Source organism: Klebsiella sp. GFKo11 (genome assembly GCF_056490265.1).
Map to the genome: position 1 here is coordinate 903,223 of NZ_CM151369.1, position 17,729 is coordinate 920,951.

At 52.2% G+C, this 17,729-nt stretch carries 20 protein-coding genes and 1 pseudogene; 7 read left to right on the top strand and 14 right to left on the bottom strand.

Annotated elements, in window-relative coordinates:
- Nucleotides 1-5 precede the first annotated feature (5 nt).
- From AC07P6_RS04350 to AC07P6_RS04375, 6 genes are all read right to left on the bottom strand, one after another.
- Entirely contained in the window at nucleotides 6-992 is a 987-nt protein-coding gene (locus AC07P6_RS04350) for a TRAP transporter substrate-binding protein (RefSeq protein WP_110273077.1), read from the bottom strand.
- 306 nt (nucleotides 993-1,298) lie between these two features.
- Nucleotides 1,299-2,435, bottom strand: coding sequence for a radical SAM family heme chaperone HemW (hemW, locus tag AC07P6_RS04355; RefSeq protein ID WP_478315723.1), 1,137 nt, complete (start codon nucleotides 2,433-2,435; stop codon nucleotides 1,299-1,301).
- Complete coding sequence (locus AC07P6_RS04360; protein WP_304253565.1) at nucleotides 2,428-3,021, bottom strand: XTP/dITP diphosphatase; 594 nt, start codon at nucleotides 3,019-3,021, stop codon at nucleotides 2,428-2,430. The genes hemW and AC07P6_RS04360 overlap by 8 nt, the downstream gene beginning before the upstream one ends.
- A gap of 12 nt (nucleotides 3,022-3,033) precedes the next feature.
- Complete coding sequence (gene yggU, locus AC07P6_RS04365) at nucleotides 3,034-3,324, bottom strand: DUF167 family protein YggU (RefSeq protein WP_110273080.1); 291 nt, start codon at nucleotides 3,322-3,324, stop codon at nucleotides 3,034-3,036.
- A complete protein-coding gene (locus AC07P6_RS04370; RefSeq protein ID WP_478315724.1) occupies nucleotides 3,321-3,887 on the bottom strand; it encodes a YggT family protein in 567 nt (188 codons plus the stop codon). Before AC07P6_RS04370 ends, yggU begins: the two co-directional genes overlap by 4 nt.
- Nucleotides 3,888-3,904: 17 nt before the next feature.
- A complete protein-coding gene (locus AC07P6_RS04375; protein ID WP_478315725.1) occupies nucleotides 3,905-4,609 on the bottom strand; it encodes a YggS family pyridoxal phosphate-dependent enzyme in 705 nt (234 codons plus the stop codon).
- A gap of 16 nt (nucleotides 4,610-4,625) precedes the next feature.
- On the opposite strand from AC07P6_RS04375, the pseudogene AC07P6_RS04380 reads away from it, so the two are divergent.
- Both AC07P6_RS04380 and AC07P6_RS04385 read left to right on the top strand, forming a co-directional pair.
- Nucleotides 4,626-5,606 (top strand): annotated as a pseudogene (locus AC07P6_RS04380) (type IV pilus twitching motility protein PilT).
- A gap of 348 nt (nucleotides 5,607-5,954) precedes the next feature.
- The gene (locus tag AC07P6_RS04385; RefSeq protein ID WP_478315726.1) at nucleotides 5,955-6,608 is read left to right on the top strand and encodes a LuxR C-terminal-related transcriptional regulator; all 654 of its coding nucleotides are present in this window, start codon (nucleotides 5,955-5,957) and stop codon (nucleotides 6,606-6,608) included.
- Nucleotides 6,609-6,663: 55 nt separating this feature from the next.
- Here AC07P6_RS04385 and ruvX read toward each other — a convergent pair whose 3' ends face one another.
- The 8 genes from ruvX to metK all read right to left on the bottom strand — a co-directional run bounded on the left by ruvX (nucleotide 6,664) and on the right by metK (nucleotide 13,908).
- Complete coding sequence (gene ruvX / locus AC07P6_RS04390; protein ID WP_112217182.1) at nucleotides 6,664-7,080, bottom strand: Holliday junction resolvase RuvX; 417 nt, start codon at nucleotides 7,078-7,080, stop codon at nucleotides 6,664-6,666.
- Nucleotides 7,080-7,643: a YqgE/AlgH family protein gene (locus AC07P6_RS04395; RefSeq protein ID WP_112217183.1), complete on the bottom strand. Its 564-nt coding sequence runs from the start codon at nucleotides 7,641-7,643 to the stop codon at nucleotides 7,080-7,082. The genes ruvX and AC07P6_RS04395 overlap by 1 nt, the downstream gene beginning before the upstream one ends.
- 158 nt (nucleotides 7,644-7,801) lie before the next feature.
- Entirely contained in the window at nucleotides 7,802-8,749 is a 948-nt protein-coding gene (gene gshB, locus AC07P6_RS04400) for a glutathione synthase (protein WP_434661534.1), read from the bottom strand.
- A 20-nt stretch (nucleotides 8,750-8,769) separates the two neighbouring features.
- Nucleotides 8,770-9,501 (bottom strand): 16S rRNA (uracil(1498)-N(3))-methyltransferase, encoded by a 732-nt coding sequence (rsmE, locus tag AC07P6_RS04405; protein ID WP_478315727.1) that lies wholly within the window; start codon nucleotides 9,499-9,501, stop codon nucleotides 8,770-8,772.
- 91 nt (nucleotides 9,502-9,592) lie between these two features.
- The gene (endA, locus tag AC07P6_RS04410; RefSeq protein WP_478315728.1) at nucleotides 9,593-10,300 is read right to left on the bottom strand and encodes a deoxyribonuclease I; all 708 of its coding nucleotides are present in this window, start codon (nucleotides 10,298-10,300) and stop codon (nucleotides 9,593-9,595) included.
- A 94-nt stretch (nucleotides 10,301-10,394) separates the two neighbouring features.
- Nucleotides 10,395-10,895 (bottom strand): SprT family zinc-dependent metalloprotease, encoded by a 501-nt coding sequence (locus AC07P6_RS04415; protein WP_434661540.1) that lies wholly within the window; start codon nucleotides 10,893-10,895, stop codon nucleotides 10,395-10,397.
- A 75-nt stretch (nucleotides 10,896-10,970) separates the two neighbouring features.
- Nucleotides 10,971-12,365 (bottom strand): sugar porter family MFS transporter, encoded by a 1,395-nt coding sequence (locus AC07P6_RS04420; RefSeq protein ID WP_181484892.1) that lies wholly within the window; start codon nucleotides 12,363-12,365, stop codon nucleotides 10,971-10,973.
- Nucleotides 12,366-12,753: 388 nt separating this feature from the next.
- A complete protein-coding gene (gene metK, locus AC07P6_RS04425) occupies nucleotides 12,754-13,908 on the bottom strand; it encodes a methionine adenosyltransferase (RefSeq protein WP_478315729.1) in 1,155 nt (384 codons plus the stop codon).
- 137 nt (nucleotides 13,909-14,045) lie between these two features.
- Here metK and AC07P6_RS04430 point away from each other — a divergent pair, with 137 nt between their 5' ends.
- The 5 genes from AC07P6_RS04430 (at nucleotide 14,046) to AC07P6_RS04450 (ending at nucleotide 17,608) form a co-directional block, all read left to right on the top strand.
- A complete protein-coding gene (locus tag AC07P6_RS04430) occupies nucleotides 14,046-14,216 on the top strand; it encodes a hypothetical protein (protein WP_182234909.1) in 171 nt (56 codons plus the stop codon).
- A gap of 233 nt (nucleotides 14,217-14,449) precedes the next feature.
- Entirely contained in the window at nucleotides 14,450-14,524 is a 75-nt protein-coding gene (locus AC07P6_RS04435) for a hypothetical protein (protein WP_447144417.1), read from the top strand.
- Between the two features lie 85 nt (nucleotides 14,525-14,609).
- Nucleotides 14,610-14,756 carry an acid stress response protein YqgB gene (yqgB, locus tag AC07P6_RS04440; RefSeq protein WP_130624344.1) on the top strand — a complete coding sequence of 49 codons (147 nt, stop codon included), beginning with the start codon at nucleotides 14,610-14,612 and terminating at the stop codon, nucleotides 14,754-14,756.
- Nucleotides 14,749-16,725 carry a biosynthetic arginine decarboxylase gene (gene speA / locus AC07P6_RS04445; protein ID WP_181484896.1) on the top strand — a complete coding sequence of 659 codons (1,977 nt, stop codon included), beginning with the start codon at nucleotides 14,749-14,751 and terminating at the stop codon, nucleotides 16,723-16,725. The genes yqgB and speA overlap by 8 nt, the downstream gene beginning before the upstream one ends.
- Nucleotides 16,726-16,876: 151 nt before the next feature.
- The gene (locus AC07P6_RS04450; protein ID WP_434661547.1) at nucleotides 16,877-17,608 is read left to right on the top strand and encodes a hypothetical protein; all 732 of its coding nucleotides are present in this window, start codon (nucleotides 16,877-16,879) and stop codon (nucleotides 17,606-17,608) included.
- The last annotated feature ends 121 nt before the right edge of the window (nucleotides 17,609-17,729 follow it).

Sequence of the window (17,729 nt, forward strand, 5' to 3'; positions counted from 1 at the left end):
AAGATTTATTCAGCAGCGGCTTCGAATTTGGCCAGCAGAGCGGCCTGTTTAGGATCTTTTTTGAAGTCATCAAACAGCGGCTGTACGGCGGCGCGGAACGGTGCTTTATCGACTTTAACGATTTCGCCACCCATGGCTTTGGCCTGGGCGCGGGTGTCGGCGTCGATCTTCTCCCACAGCTTCTGCTGATAAATTTCGGACGCTTTAGCGGCCTTGATCAGGATTTGCTGCTGTTCCGGCGTGAGCTTGTCCCAGGTTTTGCTGGAGATAACGAGGAAGTCCGGGATTGAAGCATGTTCATCTTCAGAGAAAACCTTAGCGATTTCGATATGACGGGTCTGTACCCAGGAAGGAACGTTATTCTCCGCGCCGTCCACGACGCCCTGCTGCATGGCGGTATAAACCTCGCCAAAGGAAATCGGTGTTGGCGAACCACCCATTAATTCAATCATTTTAAGCGTGGTCGGGCTGGCCTGGACGCGGATCTTTAGCCCTTTTAAATCTTCCGGCTTAGTGATGGGTTTCTTGGCATAAAAGCTGCGGGTACCGGCAACATAAGCAGAAAGCGCAAAGAATCCTTTATCTTTAGTGGACTCCATTATTTCTTTACCCACTTCACCAAAGACGACTTTATTGAAGTGATTCTGATCGTTAAATAAGAACGGCAAATTATATATCGCGTAGACGTTATCGAATGACTCCAAATCGCTGGCGGAGCCTTTAGTCATATCGAGGGCACCGTTTTGTAATAACTCCATGGTTTCACGTGCGCTGCCCATCTGGCTGCTGGGGTAAATACGAATCTTCATATTACCGCCGGAAAGTTGGTTAACCTCTTTCGACATCTCCTCAAATGCCTGATGAACAACGTGGCTGCGCTCGAGGTTATGTGCCAGTTTTAACGTAACTTTTTCAGCTGCGCTAGCGCCTGAAGAGAGCAGGGCAAGCAGTGATACACACACCAGAGAACGAGAAAAAGAGAATTTTTTCATGAGTCGGCTCCATGCACTTGGGTTAATTGGTCAATATCTAGAGAGTGATTCCGTATTTCTGTATGACATATTATCCTGGTTGTCCGACATCTTTAAGCCGTCTGACTCACATTTTTTCTCAGTGACATAATGAAATGAGGGATTTTGTGCGCTGGGTTATGTTTATTTTTAATAAATGAAGATGAGTTTATTTTTATTTTGAATGTGGTCAATGGATTGCTCGGAAATAACCTTGCAAACATTTCGGTAAAAGCGAATTATGAATTATCCCGTTATCTTTTAATAACGGGATATGAATTGAGATGTTTATTCGCTAAGGAATAACTCGAGAAGGGAATTTAAAAACAGCTTACCGTGCTCGGTAATTTGCCAGTTATGCTCATCTTCCGTCAGATAACCCTGGGCAATCGCCGCCTCGATTTGCGGGCGGATCGAGCGTTCCTCAAGGCCTGTGTAGCGGCTGAATTCATCACGTGGCGCCGCTTCCAGCAGGCGGAAACGGTTCATAAAGAACTCGAACGGTTTATCGGCGGTTTCCACATCATGCTGACGTTCGAGGTAGCGGCCTTCCATATAGCCGCGCGGATGGCGGGTTTTCGCCGTTCGCAGAATGCGCCCATCCGGGAACGTCACTTTGCCGTGCGCACCGCAGCCAACGCCAATGTAGTCGCCAAAACGCCAGTAGTTCAGGTTATGCTGACACTGATAGCCAGGTTTAGCGTAGGCGGAGGTTTCATATTGCTGATAGCCCGCAGCGCTAAGTAAACGGTGCCCCTGCTCGTAAATATCCCACAGCGCGTCATCATCCGGCAGCACCGGAGGACGTGAACCGAATAGGGTGTTAGGTTCGATGGTCAACTGATACCACGAGAGATGCGGCGGGTTGAGCGCAATCGCCTGACGTAGATCGTCCAGCGCCTCTTCCAGAGATTGATCCGGCAGGCCGTGCATTAAATCGAGATTAAAACTGCGCAGCCCCAGTCCGCTTGCCAGGTTCGCCGCGCGCTTCGCCTCTTGTGGGCCATGAATGCGTCCAAGGCGCTGGAGCTTCTGTTCGCTAAAGCTCTGCACGCCGATGGAGATGCGGTTGATACCCGCACGCTGATACTCGACGAAACGATCCGCTTCCACGGTGCCAGGGTTGGCTTCCATGGTAATCTCTGCATCTGCCGCCAGCGGCAGACACTTGCGCACGCCATCGAGCAGAGTTTGCATCGCCGGGCCTGAAAGCAGACTCGGCGTACCGCCACCGATGAAAATAGTCCCAATCTCACGTCCCTGTGCATAGGGGGCGTCGGCCCGCAAATCGTTCAGCAGATGTTGAACGTAGTCGTCGTGCGGTACCTCCCCCTTCAGCGCATGCGAGTTAAAATCGCAGTACGGGCATTTTTGCACGCACCATGGAATGTGAATATAGAGGCTCAGGGGTGGCAAATTAGCCATTACGTAAGGCTTCCAGTAATAGTTTCAGCGCGCGTCCACGGTGGGAGATAGCACTTTTTTCTTCGCGAGTCAGCTCTGCTGCTGTTTTTCCCTCTGTCGGAACAAAGAAAATCGGGTCGTAGCCAAAACCGCCGTTACCTGCGGCTTCGCGGGCGATCACGCCTGGCCAGCTGCCGTGGCAAACCAGCGGTGTCGGATCTTCTGCATGGCGCAGATAAACCAGTACGCAGTGGAATTGCGCCTGACGTTTATCGTCCGGAACGTCCTTCAGGGTTTCGAGCAGTTTTTCCAGATTGCGCTGGTCGGTAGCGCCTTCGCCGGAATAGCGGGCGGAATAGATACCCGGTGCGCCGCCTAACGCATCGACTGCCAGGCCGGAGTCATCGGCAATGGCCGGTAGCCCAGTGACCTGCGCGGCATGACGCGCTTTTAGAATCGCGTTTTCAATAAACGTCAGGCCGGTTTCCTCGGCTGAATCCACACCCAGTTCGGTTTGAGCGACGATATCGAGGCCAAAATCAGCCAGCAGCGAGGCCAGCTCGCGCACTTTACCTGGGTTGCCGGTGGCGAGAACAACTTTTTGCATAATGAGTCCTGTTTATTCTGTCAGCGCAGCGACCCCGGTCGGGATTTGCTGCGGATGAATGATTTTTACCTGCTTGTGGCGGCCAAGTTCGCCTTTTTCGATAAGCACCTGGCTTTTCGCTACGCGGAACTGTTTGGCGAGGAACTTAACCAGATGGGCGTTGGCCTGACCATCAACGGGCGGGGCGGTAATGGCGACTTTAAGTTCGTCGCCATGTAAACCAACGATGCTGTCGCGGCTGGCCTTGGGCTGAATATACAGCCGCAAGACTAACCCGTCAGCGCAGGCTTCGACGGCACTCATAGCGCCATCCACAGCCCCGGAAGCAGAACGTTGCCTGTTGCCTGTAAGAGCTCGGCAATGCCCATATTGATAACGTACAACAGCAGCACCAGCACCATCGGCGAGAAATCAATCCCGCCCATTGATGGCAGCATTTTGCGAATCGGACGCAGCAGCGGGTCAGCCAGCTGCATCAGGACGTATTCCACCGGGCTACGGCCCTGGCTAACCCAGCTCATAATCGCCATCAACAGCAGAACCCAGAAAATCAATGAGCCCATGGTTTTGATGAGGATCAGGAGCGCGGAGATCCAGATAATTGGCTGGAAAGTGACGACCATAAACAGGACGATGGCTTTCACAACGCAAAGAATAAAGGCGACCAACAGGGAGGCGCTATCGAGCGGCCCCATTGCCGGAATAATGCGGCGCAGTGGCCCAACGACAGGCTGCGTCGCTTTCACGATGAACTGTGAAAACGGGTTATAAAAGTCGCAGCGCGCACACTGCATCCAGACGCGTAATAACACGACCATTGTGTAGAGCTCAATGACCGTTGAGAGCAGGAAAGTCAACGTCTTCATGGCGTTCCTCAGATTCCTTATTTTTTGCTGTAGTCGCGCGCGCCGAAAATTGCGGTTCCGATGCGCACCATAGTGCTTCCCGCCGCGATGGCGGCTTCCATATCATCCGTCATTCCCAGCGACAACGTATCGACCGTAGGATAGCGTGTTTTTAATCGCGCAAATGCTACCGCCATTTGTTGGGCGACGGCAAACTGCCTTACATATTCTGACTCTGGCGCGGGAATCGCCATCAAGCCGCGTAGCTGTAGGTTAGGCAGCTCGGCGATGTCTGCCGCCAGCGCGTCCAGGGCTTCAAGCGGAATACCTGATTTGCTGTGCTCATCGCTGATATTGATTTGAATCAGTACGTTGAGCGGCGGTAAATGGGCTGGTCGTTGCTCGCTAAGGCGGGCGGCGATTTTGAGCCGATCGACGGTATGGCACCAGTCAAAATGCTCGGCCACCAGGCGGCTTTTGTTGGACTGCAGCGGACCAATAAAGTGCCACTGTAGACCGGTTGCGCCCACTTCCTGGAAGTGGCGAATTTTTTCCACCCCTTCCTGAACGTAGTTTTCGCCAAAAGCAACCTGGCCTGCAGCCACCGCTTCTTCGATAGCGCTCGCAGGTTTCGTTTTACTCACTGCAAGCAACGTAACTTCTTCTGGAGCACGGCCGCAGCGTGCGGCAGCGGCTGAGATTTTGTCCCGGACCTGTGCCAGGTTATGCGCAATATCGTTCATATTCCGAGGATGAGTTATGGAGCTGGAAGAAATAGTGGCCCTTAGTGTAAAGCATAATGTCTCCGATCTACACCTGTGCAATGCGTCAGCGCCGCGTTGGCGTCGCCAGGGAAAGCTGGAACCTGCGCCTTTTACCTCGCCGGATATCGGTAAAATTCTCAATGACTGGCTCAACGAAGAGCAGTTAGCGCAGTGGCAGGCCTGTGGGCAGGTGGATTTTGCCCTTGCGCCGGCAGGCGGTCCGCGCCTTCGTGCCAGCGCGTTTGCCCATACTCGTGGCCTGTCGCTGGCATTACGCCTGCTGGCAGAGACTTGTCCTTTGCTGGAGGAACTGGGTACTCCTGCCGCCTTACCGGAACTGCTCAATGAAGAGAGTGGACTTATTCTGGTCACGGGGGCGACCGGAAGCGGTAAATCAACCACCCTGGCGGCGATGGTTGGTTATCTTAACCAGCGTCTCGATGGTCATATTCTGACGCTGTAAGACCCGGTTGAGTTTATCCATCACAGCGAGCGTTGCCTGATTCAACAGCGGGAAGTTGGCCGCCACTGTCCCTCCTTTGCATCGGCATTGCGCGTCGCGCTGCGTCAGGACCCTGACGTCATTTTGTTAGGGGAACTGCGTGATAGTGAAACGATCCGCCTTGCATTAACCGCGGCGGAGACCGGACATCTGGTGATGGCGACGTTGCATACGCGTGGCGCGGCGCAGGCGGTTGAGAGGCTGGTGGATGTTTTTCCGGCGCAGGAGAAAGAGCAGGTCCGCAGTCAGCTGGCAGGGAGTTTGTGCGCTGTACTGGCACAAAAATTGTTTCCGGATACTGCTGGTGGAAGAGTTGCGCTATACGAGCTTTTGGTTAATACCCCAGCGGTGGCGAATTTGATCCGAGAGGGAAAAACGCATCAGCTGCCCGGCGTGATGCAAACCGGGCAGCAATCGGGCATGCAAACATTTACGCAAAGCTTTCAGCAACGTACGGCGGCGGGTCGTTTATAGCTGTATTTTTTATATTCAGACATCTTACCAATGGCTTGTTATGACAATGTTTTATTAATGTTCGGTATCATAATTTTATATTACAAATAAGTACGTGAAATTAAGCCGAATAATGTACGCTATGAAAAACGAATTGACATAAACTTCCCATAACCAGGAAAAAAGTTTGATAATCTTTTGACTCTCTTAAGGCATTCGATTTATGCTGTTTGCAGGGATAGGAAAATTCCCATGGAATATTGTTTCAATGTGTAAATATGGTTTGGATTTATAAATACACTCGCGATCGTATTCTTTTTAATTCATTTAACCGCTATGAAGGCGGGCATCAACTAAGGAGAGTTTTAAGTGATTAATTTTTCTGAGGATTTCATTCGTTCTCGCCAGGTTACTTTTATTACTCACCCATCGATTCAAAGCAAAGCATTTGCAACGTATCTGGCTGATGCGTTATCTGTTTCTGTCATTTTGCAAAATATTAATAAGCCCCTTGTACAACGTCTTTTGAAAGATTCTGTAATATTATTTGATATTGCTGTTTCAAATAAAAAGTTGAACAGCGTATGGCGTGACATTATTCGCTTACAAGCAGACAATCCTCGTCTGCTGATTATCAATAGCGCACAAAAGTATGAACTCTACGAAATGGCACAGTGGCCTGCGCTTTATGGTGTCTTTCGCCATGACGATGATGAATCGCGCTTAATTGAGGGCGTTAAAGCCGTATTGAACGGTGAACAGACGGCTGAATTGAGCGTGATGCACCCGGCGATGTATGCTGCGGATCATGCATCGGCACCTGCGGAAAGTTCTCCGTTGACTGAACGCGAATGTGAAATTCTTAATGAACTGCGCTGTGGTGCGACCAATATGGATATAGCTCGCGCGCTATTTATCAGCGAAAATACGGTCCGCACTCACCTGTATAACGTGTTTCGTAAGCTGAGCGTGAAGAATCGTACCCAGGCGGTAAGCTGGGCGAACGAACATCTGCGTCACTAACGGGTTGAGTCAGGGAAGTGGCGCCAGCTACAGGCTATGGCGCCATTTGTCAGGCTTAGAAGCCTTGTTCGAAATAGCTTTCCAGAATAATAACCGCTGAAGCGGAATCGATGCTGCCTTTATTTAGCGCGCGAAATCCGCCGTGTTCAAATAATCCGGCTCTGGCTTCAACGGTGCTTAGACGTTCGTCATGCAACGTTATTTGCACCCCAAAGCGGCCATGTATTTTATTGGCGAAGTTGCGTGCACGTGCGGTAAGAGGCTGTTCAGTACCGTCCATATTAAGCGGCAGACCGACAATAACGGCCTCAGGTTGCCACTCTTTCAGTAATTTTTCGATAATGTTCCAGTCCGGCTTGCCGTCCTGTGCTTTAAGTGCGGGAAGAGGGCGAGCAGTCCCGGTGATGCGCTGCCCGACTGCGACGCCAATACTTTTGGTGCCAAAATCAAAACCCAGTAAGGTTCCGCTCATTATGCATGTCCCGCTTCGGCTGGCATTGTCACGATATCGATACCAATCAGCTTCGCTGCATCGCGCCAGCGGTCAGCTATCGGCGTTTTAAACAAAATATTCTGATCGGCCGGAGCGGTTAACCAGGCGTTATCCAGTATCTCTTGTTCCAGTTGGCCTTTCTCCCAGGAAGCATATCCCAGCGCGACCAGCACGTTACCTGGCTGCTTGTCCGTACCCAGTGTTTCCAGCACGTCGCGGGAGGTGGTTATCACCGTATTATCAGAGATACGGATGCTGGATGAGAAATCGGACGGTGGTGAATGCAGAATAAAGCCCCGGTCTTCAGCCAGAGGCCCACCGAGCATAACCGGTTTATCCAGACGGATATCAGGGTTACGCGGATCGGGCGCGATTTTTAACTTCTCCAGGATCCCTTCAACCAGCAGATTTTCCATCGGTTTATTGATAATAATGCCCATGGCACCGTCATCGTTATACTCGCAGATATAGACTACGGAGCGACGGAAAATCGGGTCCTGGAGAGCAGGCATGGCAATTAGAAAGTGATGCTGTAAATTCATTGTCAGAGGTTCTGTTCCTGGTTCAAAAAAGCAGCACCCAGTATGCGGGTAACGTGCAAGGCTGTCGATTCAACTTTATCTTTCAGGTTACAGGGGCGTTGAATCAACTTGAGTGGTCTTTCAGGCTACAGGCGCGGGCCCGTAGCCTGAAGCAGCGCTTATTTATTGATGCGCTTCTCGATGGCGTCCATCAGCATGCCGGTAATGGAAATCGGGAATGCGGCTTCGATTTCACGTACGCAGGTCGGGCTGGTGACGTTAATTTCCGTCAGGCGATCGCCAATGATATCCAGACCCACAAAAATTAACCCTTTAGCTTTTAGCGTTGGGCCGACGCGGCGGGCGATAGCCCAGTCGCTTTCAGTCAGCGGGCGCGCTTCACCGCGACCACCTGCTGCAAGGTTACCACGAGTTTCGCCACCCTGCGGTATACGGGCCAGGCAGTAAGGAACGGGTTCGCCATCAACCACCAGCACGCGCTTATCGCCATCTTTAATGGCTGGCAGATAGTTCTGCGCCATGCAGTAACGGCTGCCGAGTTCGGTTAATGTCTCGGTGATCACGCCAAGGTTAGGGTCGCCTTCTTTAACGCGGAAAATCGATGCGCCACCCATGCCGTCCAGCGGCTTGAGGATGATATCGCCATGTTTTTCCCAGAAGGCTTTTAACTGAGCTTTATTACGGGTGACCAGCGTTTCCGGGGTTAATTCGGAGAACCAGGCGGTAAATAGCTTCTCGTTACAGTCGCGCAGGCTTTGCGGCTTGTTGACGATAAGCGTTCCTTTTTCTTCAGCACGCTCAAGAATATAGGTCGCGTAGATAAACTCAGTATCGAACGGCGGATCCTTACGCATCAGAATTACGTCGAGATCCGCGAGCGGCAGATCCTGCTCGCTGTTGAATTCATACCATTTATCGTAGTTTTGCTCGACGCTCAGCGTGCGCGTACGGGCGCGGGCTTCACCGTTGATTAAGTACAGATCGTTCATCTCCATATAATGGAGTTCATAGCCGCGACGCTGCGCTTCCAGCAACATGGCGAAGCTGGTGTCTTTCTTGATGTTGATGGTTGCGATGGGGTCCATCACGATGCCGAGCTTAATCATTATTCTTCTCCGTTAACGCCTCAACCTAAGTCGCCAAAACGCACCTGCAGGGCGGTGATGGCAGTGAGCGCAGTTGTCTCTGTACGCAGAACGCGCGGTCCCAACAGGATATCAGTAAACTGGTAGCGAGCGGTCATCGCTATTTCTTCCACCGACAGGCCGCCTTCGGGGCCAATCAGCAGGCGAATACGCTCGACCGGCAACGGCAGCGTGTTAATGCTGGCGCTGGCCCGGGGATGCAGATTGAGCTTCAGGCCCTCGTCCTGTTCCGCGCACCAGGCTTCAAGCTGCATTGCCGGACGGATCTCCGGCACCATGTTGCGACCGCTCTGCTCGCAGGCGGCAATGGCGATTTTTTGCCACTGCTGGATCTTCTTCTGCAAACGTTCGGCATCCAGTTTAACGCCACAGCGCTCGGAAAACAGTGGCGTTATGAGGCTTACACCAAGTTCGATCGATTTCTGGATGGTGAATTCCATTTTTTCGCCACGGGACATTACCTGACCCAAATGGATATGCAGTGGGGATTCGCGGTCATCGATTTTGCTGCTCTGCACTTCAACCAGAACATTTTTCTTACCGGCCTCGACAATTACCGCTTCGAAGACCTGATTGCTACCGTCAAAAAGCTCAATTGCCTGACCTTTACCCATGCGTAAAACGCGGCCGACATGGTTGGCCGCGTCGTCGGAGAGGGCAATCTGGGTGCCCGTGGTGATGGGGTCCGGGTGATGGATGCGAGGAGTGCGCATGCTTGATATTCCGTTCTGTGCGCAGATATCCTCTTCCCTCGTAAAGAAGAGAAGAGTGACGCTGCAAATTAACAATTGCCGCTAGTGTAGGTTAGCTCTTTTGCGCCTGGCAAGCCTGCAGGACGTAAGGATTATGGTTGCCCTGAACTTTCGCGATTCGCGCGTCGCGCTGACACTCCCAGGTTGTCACCGGGTACTGCTTGTCCCAGGCGGTAAATAGCTGAGTTTGCTGGCGAGAAAGGTTTAGTTGATAGCGGTCGCGCATATAGAAGTAGGTGCGGGCGATAGAACCGCGGGCACGAGCCGGTGGCTCGGCGACTTTGTCTTTGAAATCGACCTTCATGTCGCACTGACCATATTGGCCTTCGCCGCCGTTCCACTGGCTGTACATAAAGTTGGCGCGATCGCCATTGACCTCACCGACCGCTGGCTGCAGGTTATGCATGTCGCTTTCCATCTTGCGATATTCCGGGTCTTTGGCACAGTTTTTCCGTCCGCCATCCTGCCAGCATTGACGCTGGTGACCGAACTGCCAGGCCGGAACCACATGCTCCCACTCAACCCGGCTGGCGCGGTTTTCATTTTTACGCACTTTATAGCCACAAGATTCCAGGTCGATAACGCCTTTTTTCCCCTGCCAGTTGATTTTACAACCGCAGTAAAAATCGCCTGGGACATCGGCGTTGACTTTCACGCCTGCAGCCTTGGCTTGAGAAAAACTGTTGATTCCTTCGGCCGCAAGCGGGCCACACGCCGTCACGCTGAGAAACGCGACAGTAAAAATATGAATGCGGGACATCGTGAACTCCGTGTCAAAACGAGCCCGCAACGTAACGAATGCGATTGCCGGATGCAATCAGCCAGATCAGAAAACTTCCAATTATTTCCGGAGATTACTTTTCCGCTACCAGAACGTCGCCGCAGCGAACGCAGCGATAAGTGGCTTCCCCGCGCACCACGCGATTGTGACGGCGGACGGTTAACTGGTGCTGCTGACACTGGCAGCGGTAGGAGAAGGTGTTTTTGCGCACCGAGTCGAGTTCAAAACGATGGGTGCGCAGGGCCGGAACGCCGAGTACGTTTTCCATCATCCATTTCCACTCTCTGCCGTGCGGTGCGACGCGACCAAAGTGCTTCCACACCAGCAGATGAGCCAGCTCATGCGGTACGACCTCGTCGATAAATGCTTGTTGGTTTTCCAGCAGCAGCACCGGGTTGAGGCGGATTTCGTTTTTTTCCAGCCAGGCGGTGCCGGCGGAAGTGCCACGTTGCTGATAGACCAGTATCGGTTCAGGGTAATGTTGTCCCAGTTTGGCGTTAGCTTTGGCCAGATTCTCGCGCAGGCTGCGCATGACGGCCTGTTGAAGGGCAATGGGAATTCGGGGTGTTTTCATAGCGCCAGAGGATAGTGCGGCAGAGAGGGGAGAGCAAGAAGAAGCTTCCTCCCGGGCGGGAGGAAGCCTGTCGGGTTAATCGCGAGCGCCGATTTCGCGCAGTTTACGACCTTTCATCAGGTTACGTTCGATGTGTTCCAGCGAGACGTTTTTCGTTTCCGGAATCAACCACAGCGTCAGGAAGATGAACAGCACGTTCAGACCACCATAGACCCAGAAGGTGTTGGCGCTGCCCAGCGAGTTCAACATGGTCAGGAAGGTGGCTCCGACGATCATATTGGCAATCCAGTTGGTTGCCGTTGAGCAGGTGATACCAAAATCACGTCCTTTCAGCGGCTGGATTTCTGAACACAGTACCCAAATCAGCGGACCGGCGCTCATCGCAAAGCCGACGATAAACATCAGTAGCATCAGCACGGCAAAGTACTGCGCGGTGGCTGAATGGATGCCAATATGCATCATGCTGCCCAGTACACCCATACCGACGGCCATCACGATAAAGCCAAGGATCAGCGTGGGTTTACGACCCCAGCGGTCAACCAGACCGATGGCAATAAAGGTTGCCAGAACGTTGGTCAGACCGACGATGACTGTCCCCCACATTTGTTCAGTGGTATTGGCATAGCCTGCCAGTTCAAAAATCTTCGGTGCGTAGTACATGATGACGTTCATGCCGGTGAACTGCTGCATCACCTGCAGTAGAACGCCAAGGAACACCGCGCGACGGAAATTGCTGTTTTCTTTAAATAGCGACCAGCCGGACTGTTTTACCTTCAGGCTTTCGCGGATTTCATCCAGCTCGCGTTTCGCTTCTGCGCTGGTATCGCGCAGGCGCAGCAGAACGCGCTCTGCATCAACAAAGCGGCGCTTAGCGGCAAACCAGCGCGGGCTGTCCGGCAGGAAGATAACGCCAATCAACAGCAGGATCGCCGGGATGATAATAACGCCGAGCATCCAGCGCCACGCGCCACTATAGCTAAACGCCGTATCGGAAAGATAAGCGCCGAGAATACCAATGGTGATCATCAACTGATACATCGAAATCATGCTGCCGCGAATTTTTTCCGGGGCGATTTCCGACAAATAAAGCGGGGCAGTATAGGAGGCGACGCCTACGGCCAGACCGAGCAGCACGCGGGAAATCAGCAGCACTTCAACGTTCGGAGCAGCAGCAGAGCACAGCGAACCGGCAACGAACAGGATGGCGCCAATCATCAGACTTTTTTTGCGTCCGAGTTTGAAAGAGAGCCAGCCGCTGCCGACTGCGCCAACGGCGGCGCCGAACATCATGGAGCTCACCACCCATTCCTGGGTATGAGCGCTTATCTGAAACTCGTTGGCAATAAAGGGTAAGGCACCCGCAATAACACCGATATCAAGGCCGAACAGCAGGCCAGCCAGTGCGGCGAGGAAGCAGACAAAGAACGTCATCGTCTTGTTCGAGCGCCCTTGTTTTTTGTTGTCAGGCATAACGCCCTCCAGTTGAGTTATTGATTCTATCGATGGTTAGGGTAGGGAAGTACGTAGTAAAAAAATGTGATATCAATCACGACTGTGTAATCGGTTACATTAAAGTAAAGAAACGTAATTGAATTAAAGTTATTTAAATCAATACATTAATTGATTTTAGCTTAAGAAATTAAAAGTACTAATCAGAGGAAACTGAAATATTGTGTAACACTGTGATGTTTTAGTGCATTAAGAGCGTGAGTTAATTAATGATTTGCTCTGCGCCTAATGTAATCGCTTTCATTTTTTGCGGTAGGGGTCGATACGTGTCTGCGGGAAATCGCTAACGGGGAGTATTAGAAACGAAAAGGCCAGCGCGAGGCTGGCCTTAAAAGCAGAAGGGCATGGTTTACTTGAGGCCAGCGGCTTCGCGCAGTTGAGCGGCTTTGTCGGTTTTTTCCCAAGGGAAATGTTCGCGGCCAAAGTGTCCGTATGCTGCGGTTTCTTTGTAGATCGGGTGCAGCAGATCCAGCATCTGAATCAGTCCGTACGGACGCAGATCGAAGAACTCGCGAACCAGCAGAGTCAGTTGTTCAGAAGCGATTTTCTCAGTGCCGAAGGTTTCAACCATGATGGAAGTCGGCTCTGCCACGCCGATAGCGTAGGAAACCTGAATTTCGCAACGATCAGCCAGACCCGCCGCCACGATGTTTTTCGCAACATAGCGTGCAGCGTAGGCTGCAGAACGGTCCACTTTTGATGGATCTTTACCGGAGAATGCGCCGCCGCCGTGACGAGCCATGCCGCCGTAGGTATCAACGATGATTTTACGCCCGGTCAGGCCACAGTCGCCCATCGGGCCGCCGATGACAAAACGACCTGTTGGGTTGATAAAGAATTTTGTTGCGCTGCTCAGCCATTCGGTCGGCAGGACCGGCTTGATGATCTCTTCCATCACCGCTTCTTGCAGTGATTTCTGGTCAATATTTTCCGCATGCTGAGTTGACAGAACCACGGCATCGATGCCGACGATTTTGCCATCGTCATACTGGAAGGTGACCTGGCTTTTCGCATCCGGGCGCAGCCACGGCAGGGTGCCATTTTTACGCACTTCGGCCTGACGCTGCACCAGGCGGTGAGCATAGGTGATCGGCGCTGGCATCAGCACGTCGGTTTCGTTAGTCGCGTAGCCAAACATCAGGCCCTGGTCGCCCGCGCCTTGTTCCAGCGGATCGGAACGGTCAACACCCTGGTTGATGTCCGGAGACTGTTTGCCGATAGCGCTCAGTACCGCGCAGGAGTTGGCATCAAAGCCCATATCGGAATGCACGTAGCCAATTTCACGGACCGTGTTACGGGTGATCTCTTCGATATCAACCCATGCGCTGGTGGTGATTTCACCGCCAACCAGAACCATGCCGGTCTTGACGTAGGTTTCACATGCTACGCGTGCTTTCGGATCTTGCTCGAGGATCGCGTCCAGTACGGCGTCTGAGATTTGGTCAGCAATTTTGTCTGGATGCCCTTCTGATACGGACTCGGACGTAAAGAGGTGTTTTGCCATGTTTTATTTCACCTGTGGACGATTCGGGTAGCTCATACTGTTGTGTAGAGAGGCTTTGACGGATGACCCTACCAAAGCTTGCAGGTAGTGACACGAGCAGTCTGAGTGTTAATCAGTATAGATGGATTAACTTCTGGATGGCTATTTTAGGGCAGTTGTTGACCCCATTTCCAGCCTTTTTTGATATTCGTCGCATTTATGGGAAAACAGTGGTGGCAATTTTTCCTGACAAACCCCGGCAACGCGCATATTTTTATTTTGCTTTTTACCCCGCTTCTCGGTATAAAACGCCGCGCGCGGCTCATTAAAAAGCGCACGAGCACTCTTCTCGTGACGCCACTTCCAGCCGGGTTAAGCAGTCTGTGTTTACAGAGTCCCGCAGCAGCGTTTGCGCTGGCTGTTCGGAATGTCTAGCTTTGGCTTGTCGCTGGCCCATGTCGGGGCAGTGTGGAGGTGATCCTTAATAATGAACCCACGTTTTTTGCCTGATTCGCCGCGTCGTTCCGTCGCGCGTCACTATCCCGCAAGCTGCATCTCTCTCATGCAAACCAGCCGATGCTCTACCCATCTCGGCGCTTCTCAGGATTCCAGGGCCGGTAGGCTATTGGAAAACTGAACAAGGGCGCTCTTGCTATCGCAAGGGTTTTCTCGTGGTTTCTCCGAACTGTCATACTCCGTTCGGGTACGTGTTTTACGATGATATGAATAAGAAACCGGTCGCGCAGTCGCGAGACCAGCACTATCTGCTGGGATTTAGGACTGTTCATGGGTTGTTATCGCTTCTTCGGATTGCGATAGTAGTCAACTGTTTTACACTTGTTACTAAATTTGAGGTTCGCTATGTCTGACGACATGTCTTTGTTTTCGCCTTCGTCAGCAGGCGAACACGGTGTACTACGTTCCATGCAGGAGGTTGCGATGAGCTCCCAGGAAGCCAGCAAGATGCTACGTACTTATAATATTGCCTGGTGGGGTAATAACTACTACGACGTTAACGAACTGGGCCATATCAGCGTCTGCCCGGATCCCGATGTCCCGGAAGCGCGCGTTGACCTCGCCGAGCTGGTGAAAGCGCGTGAAGCACAGGGCCAGCGCCTGCCTGCGCTGTTCTGCTTTCCGCAGATTCTGCAGCACCGCCTGCGTTCGATTAACGCCGCATTTAAACGCGCGCGTGAATCCTATGGCTATAACGGTGACTACTTCCTGGTTTATCCGATCAAGGTTAACCAGCATCGCCGGGTTATTGAGTCGCTGATCCACTCCGGTGAGCCACTGGGTCTGGAAGCGGGCTCAAAAGCGGAACTGATGGCGGTCCTGGCGCACGCGGGCATGACCCGTAGCGTGATTGTGTGTAACGGTTATAAAGACCGTGAATATATCCGCCTGGCGCTGGTGGGTGAAAAGATGGGTCACAAGGTCTATCTGGTCATCGAAAAAATGTCGGAAATCGCTATCGTGCTGGAAGAAGCCGAGCGTCTGAACGTGGTGCCGCGCCTTGGCGTGCGTGCGCGTCTGGCATCGCAGGGTTCCGGTAAATGGCAGTCATCCGGCGGCGAAAAATCGAAATTTGGCCTTGCGGCAACGCAGGTTCTGCAACTGGTTGAGATCCTGCGTACGGCAGGGCATCTGGACAGCCTGCAACTGTTGCACTTCCATCTCGGTTCGCAGATGGCCAATATTCGTGATATTGCCACCGGCGTGCGTGAGTCGTCGCGCTTCTACGTTGAGCTGCATAAGCTGGGTGTCAACATTCAGTGCTTCGACGTTGGCGGCGGTCTGGGCGTGGACTATGAAGGTACCCGTTCGCAGTCCGATTGTTCGGTGAACTACGGCCTGAACGAGTATGCCAACAACATAATCTGGGCGATTGGCGATGCCTGTGAAGAGAACGGCCTGCCGCATCCGACGGTGATTACCGAGTCGGGTCGTGCGGTGACTGCGCATCATACCGTGCTGGTCTCTAACATTATCGGCGTTGAGCGTAACGAATACACCGAAGCGACTCCGCCTGCACAAGACGCTGCGCGTCCACTGCAAAGTATGTGGGAAACCTGGCTGGAAATGCACGAGACCGGCAACCGCCGCTCGCTGCGCGAATGGCTGCATGATAGCCAGATGGACCTGCATGATATCCACATTGGCTACTCCTCCGGCACCTTTAATCTTCAGGAGCGCGCCTGGGCCGAGCAGCTGTATCTGAATATGTGTCATGAAGTGCAGAAGCAGCTCGACCCGAGCAACCGTGCGCATCGTCCGATTATTGACGAGCTGCAGGAGCGGATGGCGGATAAAATCTACGTCAACTTCTCACTGTTCCAGTCGATGCCGGATGCCTGGGGTATCGATCAGCTGTTCCCGGTGATGCCGCTGGAAGGGCTGAATATGGTGCCGGAACGCCGTGCGGTGCTGCTTGATATCACCTGTGACTCCGATGGCGCAATTGACCATTATGTCGATGGTGATGGTATCGCAACCACGATGCCAATGCCGGAGTACGATCCGGATAACCCACCGATGCTGGGTTTCTTTATGGTCGGTGCCTATCAGGAAATTCTCGGCAATATGCACAACCTGTTCGGTGATACGGAAGCCGTCGACGTGTTTGTGTTCCCTGACGGTAGCGTGGAAGTTGAGCTGTCCGATGAAGGGGATACTGTGGCGGACATGCTGCAATACGTGCAGCTAGACCCGAGCACGTTGCTGACTCAGTTCCGCGATCAGGTGAAAAACTCAGGCCTCGACGAAGCGCTGCAGCAGCAGTTCCTTGAAGAGTTCGAAGCGGGATTATATGGATATACTTATCTCGAAGATGAGTAATTAAGAGTATTCCGCTTGATGACCGATTTATTGTTATAAATCGGTCATCTCATTCTGAAAAGAATCTTAATCGTTAATTATCCTCTTTTTTTATTTTTAAATATCCCTACTATTGCTGGGTAATTTATTCATGACAGCAAAGGATGTGGATATGAAGGGATTTAAAATTAAGAGTTTACTGGTCAGCATGTTTTTGCTTTTAGGCGGGTGCGCTGGACAGATGCAGTCCAACCAATCCATGCATTCCGAAGTGGGCACCACGTGGGGGGGAGACGTAAATTCAACGGTGACGGGCGTCTCAGCTGAGCGGGCAGAGCGTGAGCCCAGTGAAATCATTCTGATAAATTACTCTGCTAAATACCAGCCGGGGTACGATCGTGTTTATAGCATTCGTATCAGTAATCTTGAATATGCTGTTCGTGATGCAAATTTTAATTCTATTCCAATCACTCGTCGTTATGACTCCTACACTGGGCAGTGGCAATATATTATCCCGGCGACCGTGGGGATGAACTATCAGCTGTACGTGCGTAATTTCAGTCGTGATACGAATTATGAGATTGTCGCGACGGTTGATGGCCTGGATGTGCTGAGCGGTAAACCTGGCTCTCTGAATAATAGCGGTTATATTGTTAATGCTGGTGATTCACTGGCGATTAAAGGGTTCAGAAAAGATAAGCATACTGAGGCAGCGTTCCAGTTCTCCGATGCCTCTGATTCCTATGCGGCTAACTCCGCGCAGGGTGATGTGCGTAATACCGGGGTTATTGGTTTTGCGGCATTTGCGCTACAGAGTAAATCAACCTCGGCGCTGCCCCCGTGCTCGGCTCAGGCTTTCCCGGCAGACAGCAACGGTTATGCACCACCGCCGTGCCGTAAATAAACGCTTTGCTTGAAGCTGGGTAGTTTTAAGGCGATAATTACGCCCAATACATGATATGCAAATCAAACCCTTTCTCGTCGGGCCTAACGACGCGGAAGGGTTTTTTTATATCTTTTTCAAA

Coding starts and splice junctions, on each gene's coding strand:
- AC07P6_RS04350 (WP_110273077.1), bottom strand. CDS start 992: ATGAAAAAATTCTCTTTTTCTCGTTCTCTGGTGTGTGTATCACTGCTT.
- hemW (WP_478315723.1), bottom strand. CDS start 2,435: ATGGCTAATTTGCCACCCCTGAGCCTCTATATTCACATTCCATGGTGC.
- AC07P6_RS04360 (WP_304253565.1), bottom strand. CDS start 3,021: ATGCAAAAAGTTGTTCTCGCCACCGGCAACCCAGGTAAAGTGCGCGAG.
- yggU (WP_110273080.1), bottom strand. CDS start 3,324: ATGAGTGCCGTCGAAGCCTGCGCTGACGGGTTAGTCTTGCGGCTGTAT.
- AC07P6_RS04370 (WP_478315724.1), bottom strand. CDS start 3,887: ATGAAGACGTTGACTTTCCTGCTCTCAACGGTCATTGAGCTCTACACA.
- AC07P6_RS04375 (WP_478315725.1), bottom strand. CDS start 4,609: ATGAACGATATTGCGCATAACCTGGCACAGGTCCGGGACAAAATCTCA.
- ruvX (WP_112217182.1), bottom strand. CDS start 7,080: ATGAGCGGAACCTTACTGGGTTTTGATTTTGGCACCAAAAGTATTGGC.
- AC07P6_RS04395 (WP_112217183.1), bottom strand. CDS start 7,643: ATGAATTTACAGCATCACTTTCTAATTGCCATGCCTGCTCTCCAGGAC.
- gshB (WP_434661534.1), bottom strand. CDS start 8,749: ATGATTAAGCTCGGCATCGTGATGGACCCCATCGCAACCATCAACATC.
- rsmE (WP_478315727.1), bottom strand. CDS start 9,501: ATGCGCACTCCTCGCATCCATCACCCGGACCCCATCACCACGGGCACC.
- endA (WP_478315728.1), bottom strand. CDS start 10,300: ATGTCCCGCATTCATATTTTTACTGTCGCGTTTCTCAGCGTGACGGCG.
- AC07P6_RS04415 (WP_434661540.1), bottom strand. CDS start 10,895: ATGAAAACACCCCGAATTCCCATTGCCCTTCAACAGGCCGTCATGCGC.
- AC07P6_RS04420 (WP_181484892.1), bottom strand. CDS start 12,365: ATGCCTGACAACAAAAAACAAGGGCGCTCGAACAAGACGATGACGTTC.
- metK (WP_478315729.1), bottom strand. CDS start 13,908: ATGGCAAAACACCTCTTTACGTCCGAGTCCGTATCAGAAGGGCATCCA.
- AC07P6_RS04430 (WP_182234909.1), top strand. CDS start 14,046: ATGGCTATTTTAGGGCAGTTGTTGACCCCATTTCCAGCCTTTTTTGAT.
- yqgB (WP_130624344.1), top strand. CDS start 14,610: ATGAATAAGAAACCGGTCGCGCAGTCGCGAGACCAGCACTATCTGCTG.
- speA (WP_181484896.1), top strand. CDS start 14,749: ATGTCTGACGACATGTCTTTGTTTTCGCCTTCGTCAGCAGGCGAACAC.
- AC07P6_RS04450 (WP_434661547.1), top strand. CDS start 16,877: ATGAAGGGATTTAAAATTAAGAGTTTACTGGTCAGCATGTTTTTGCTT.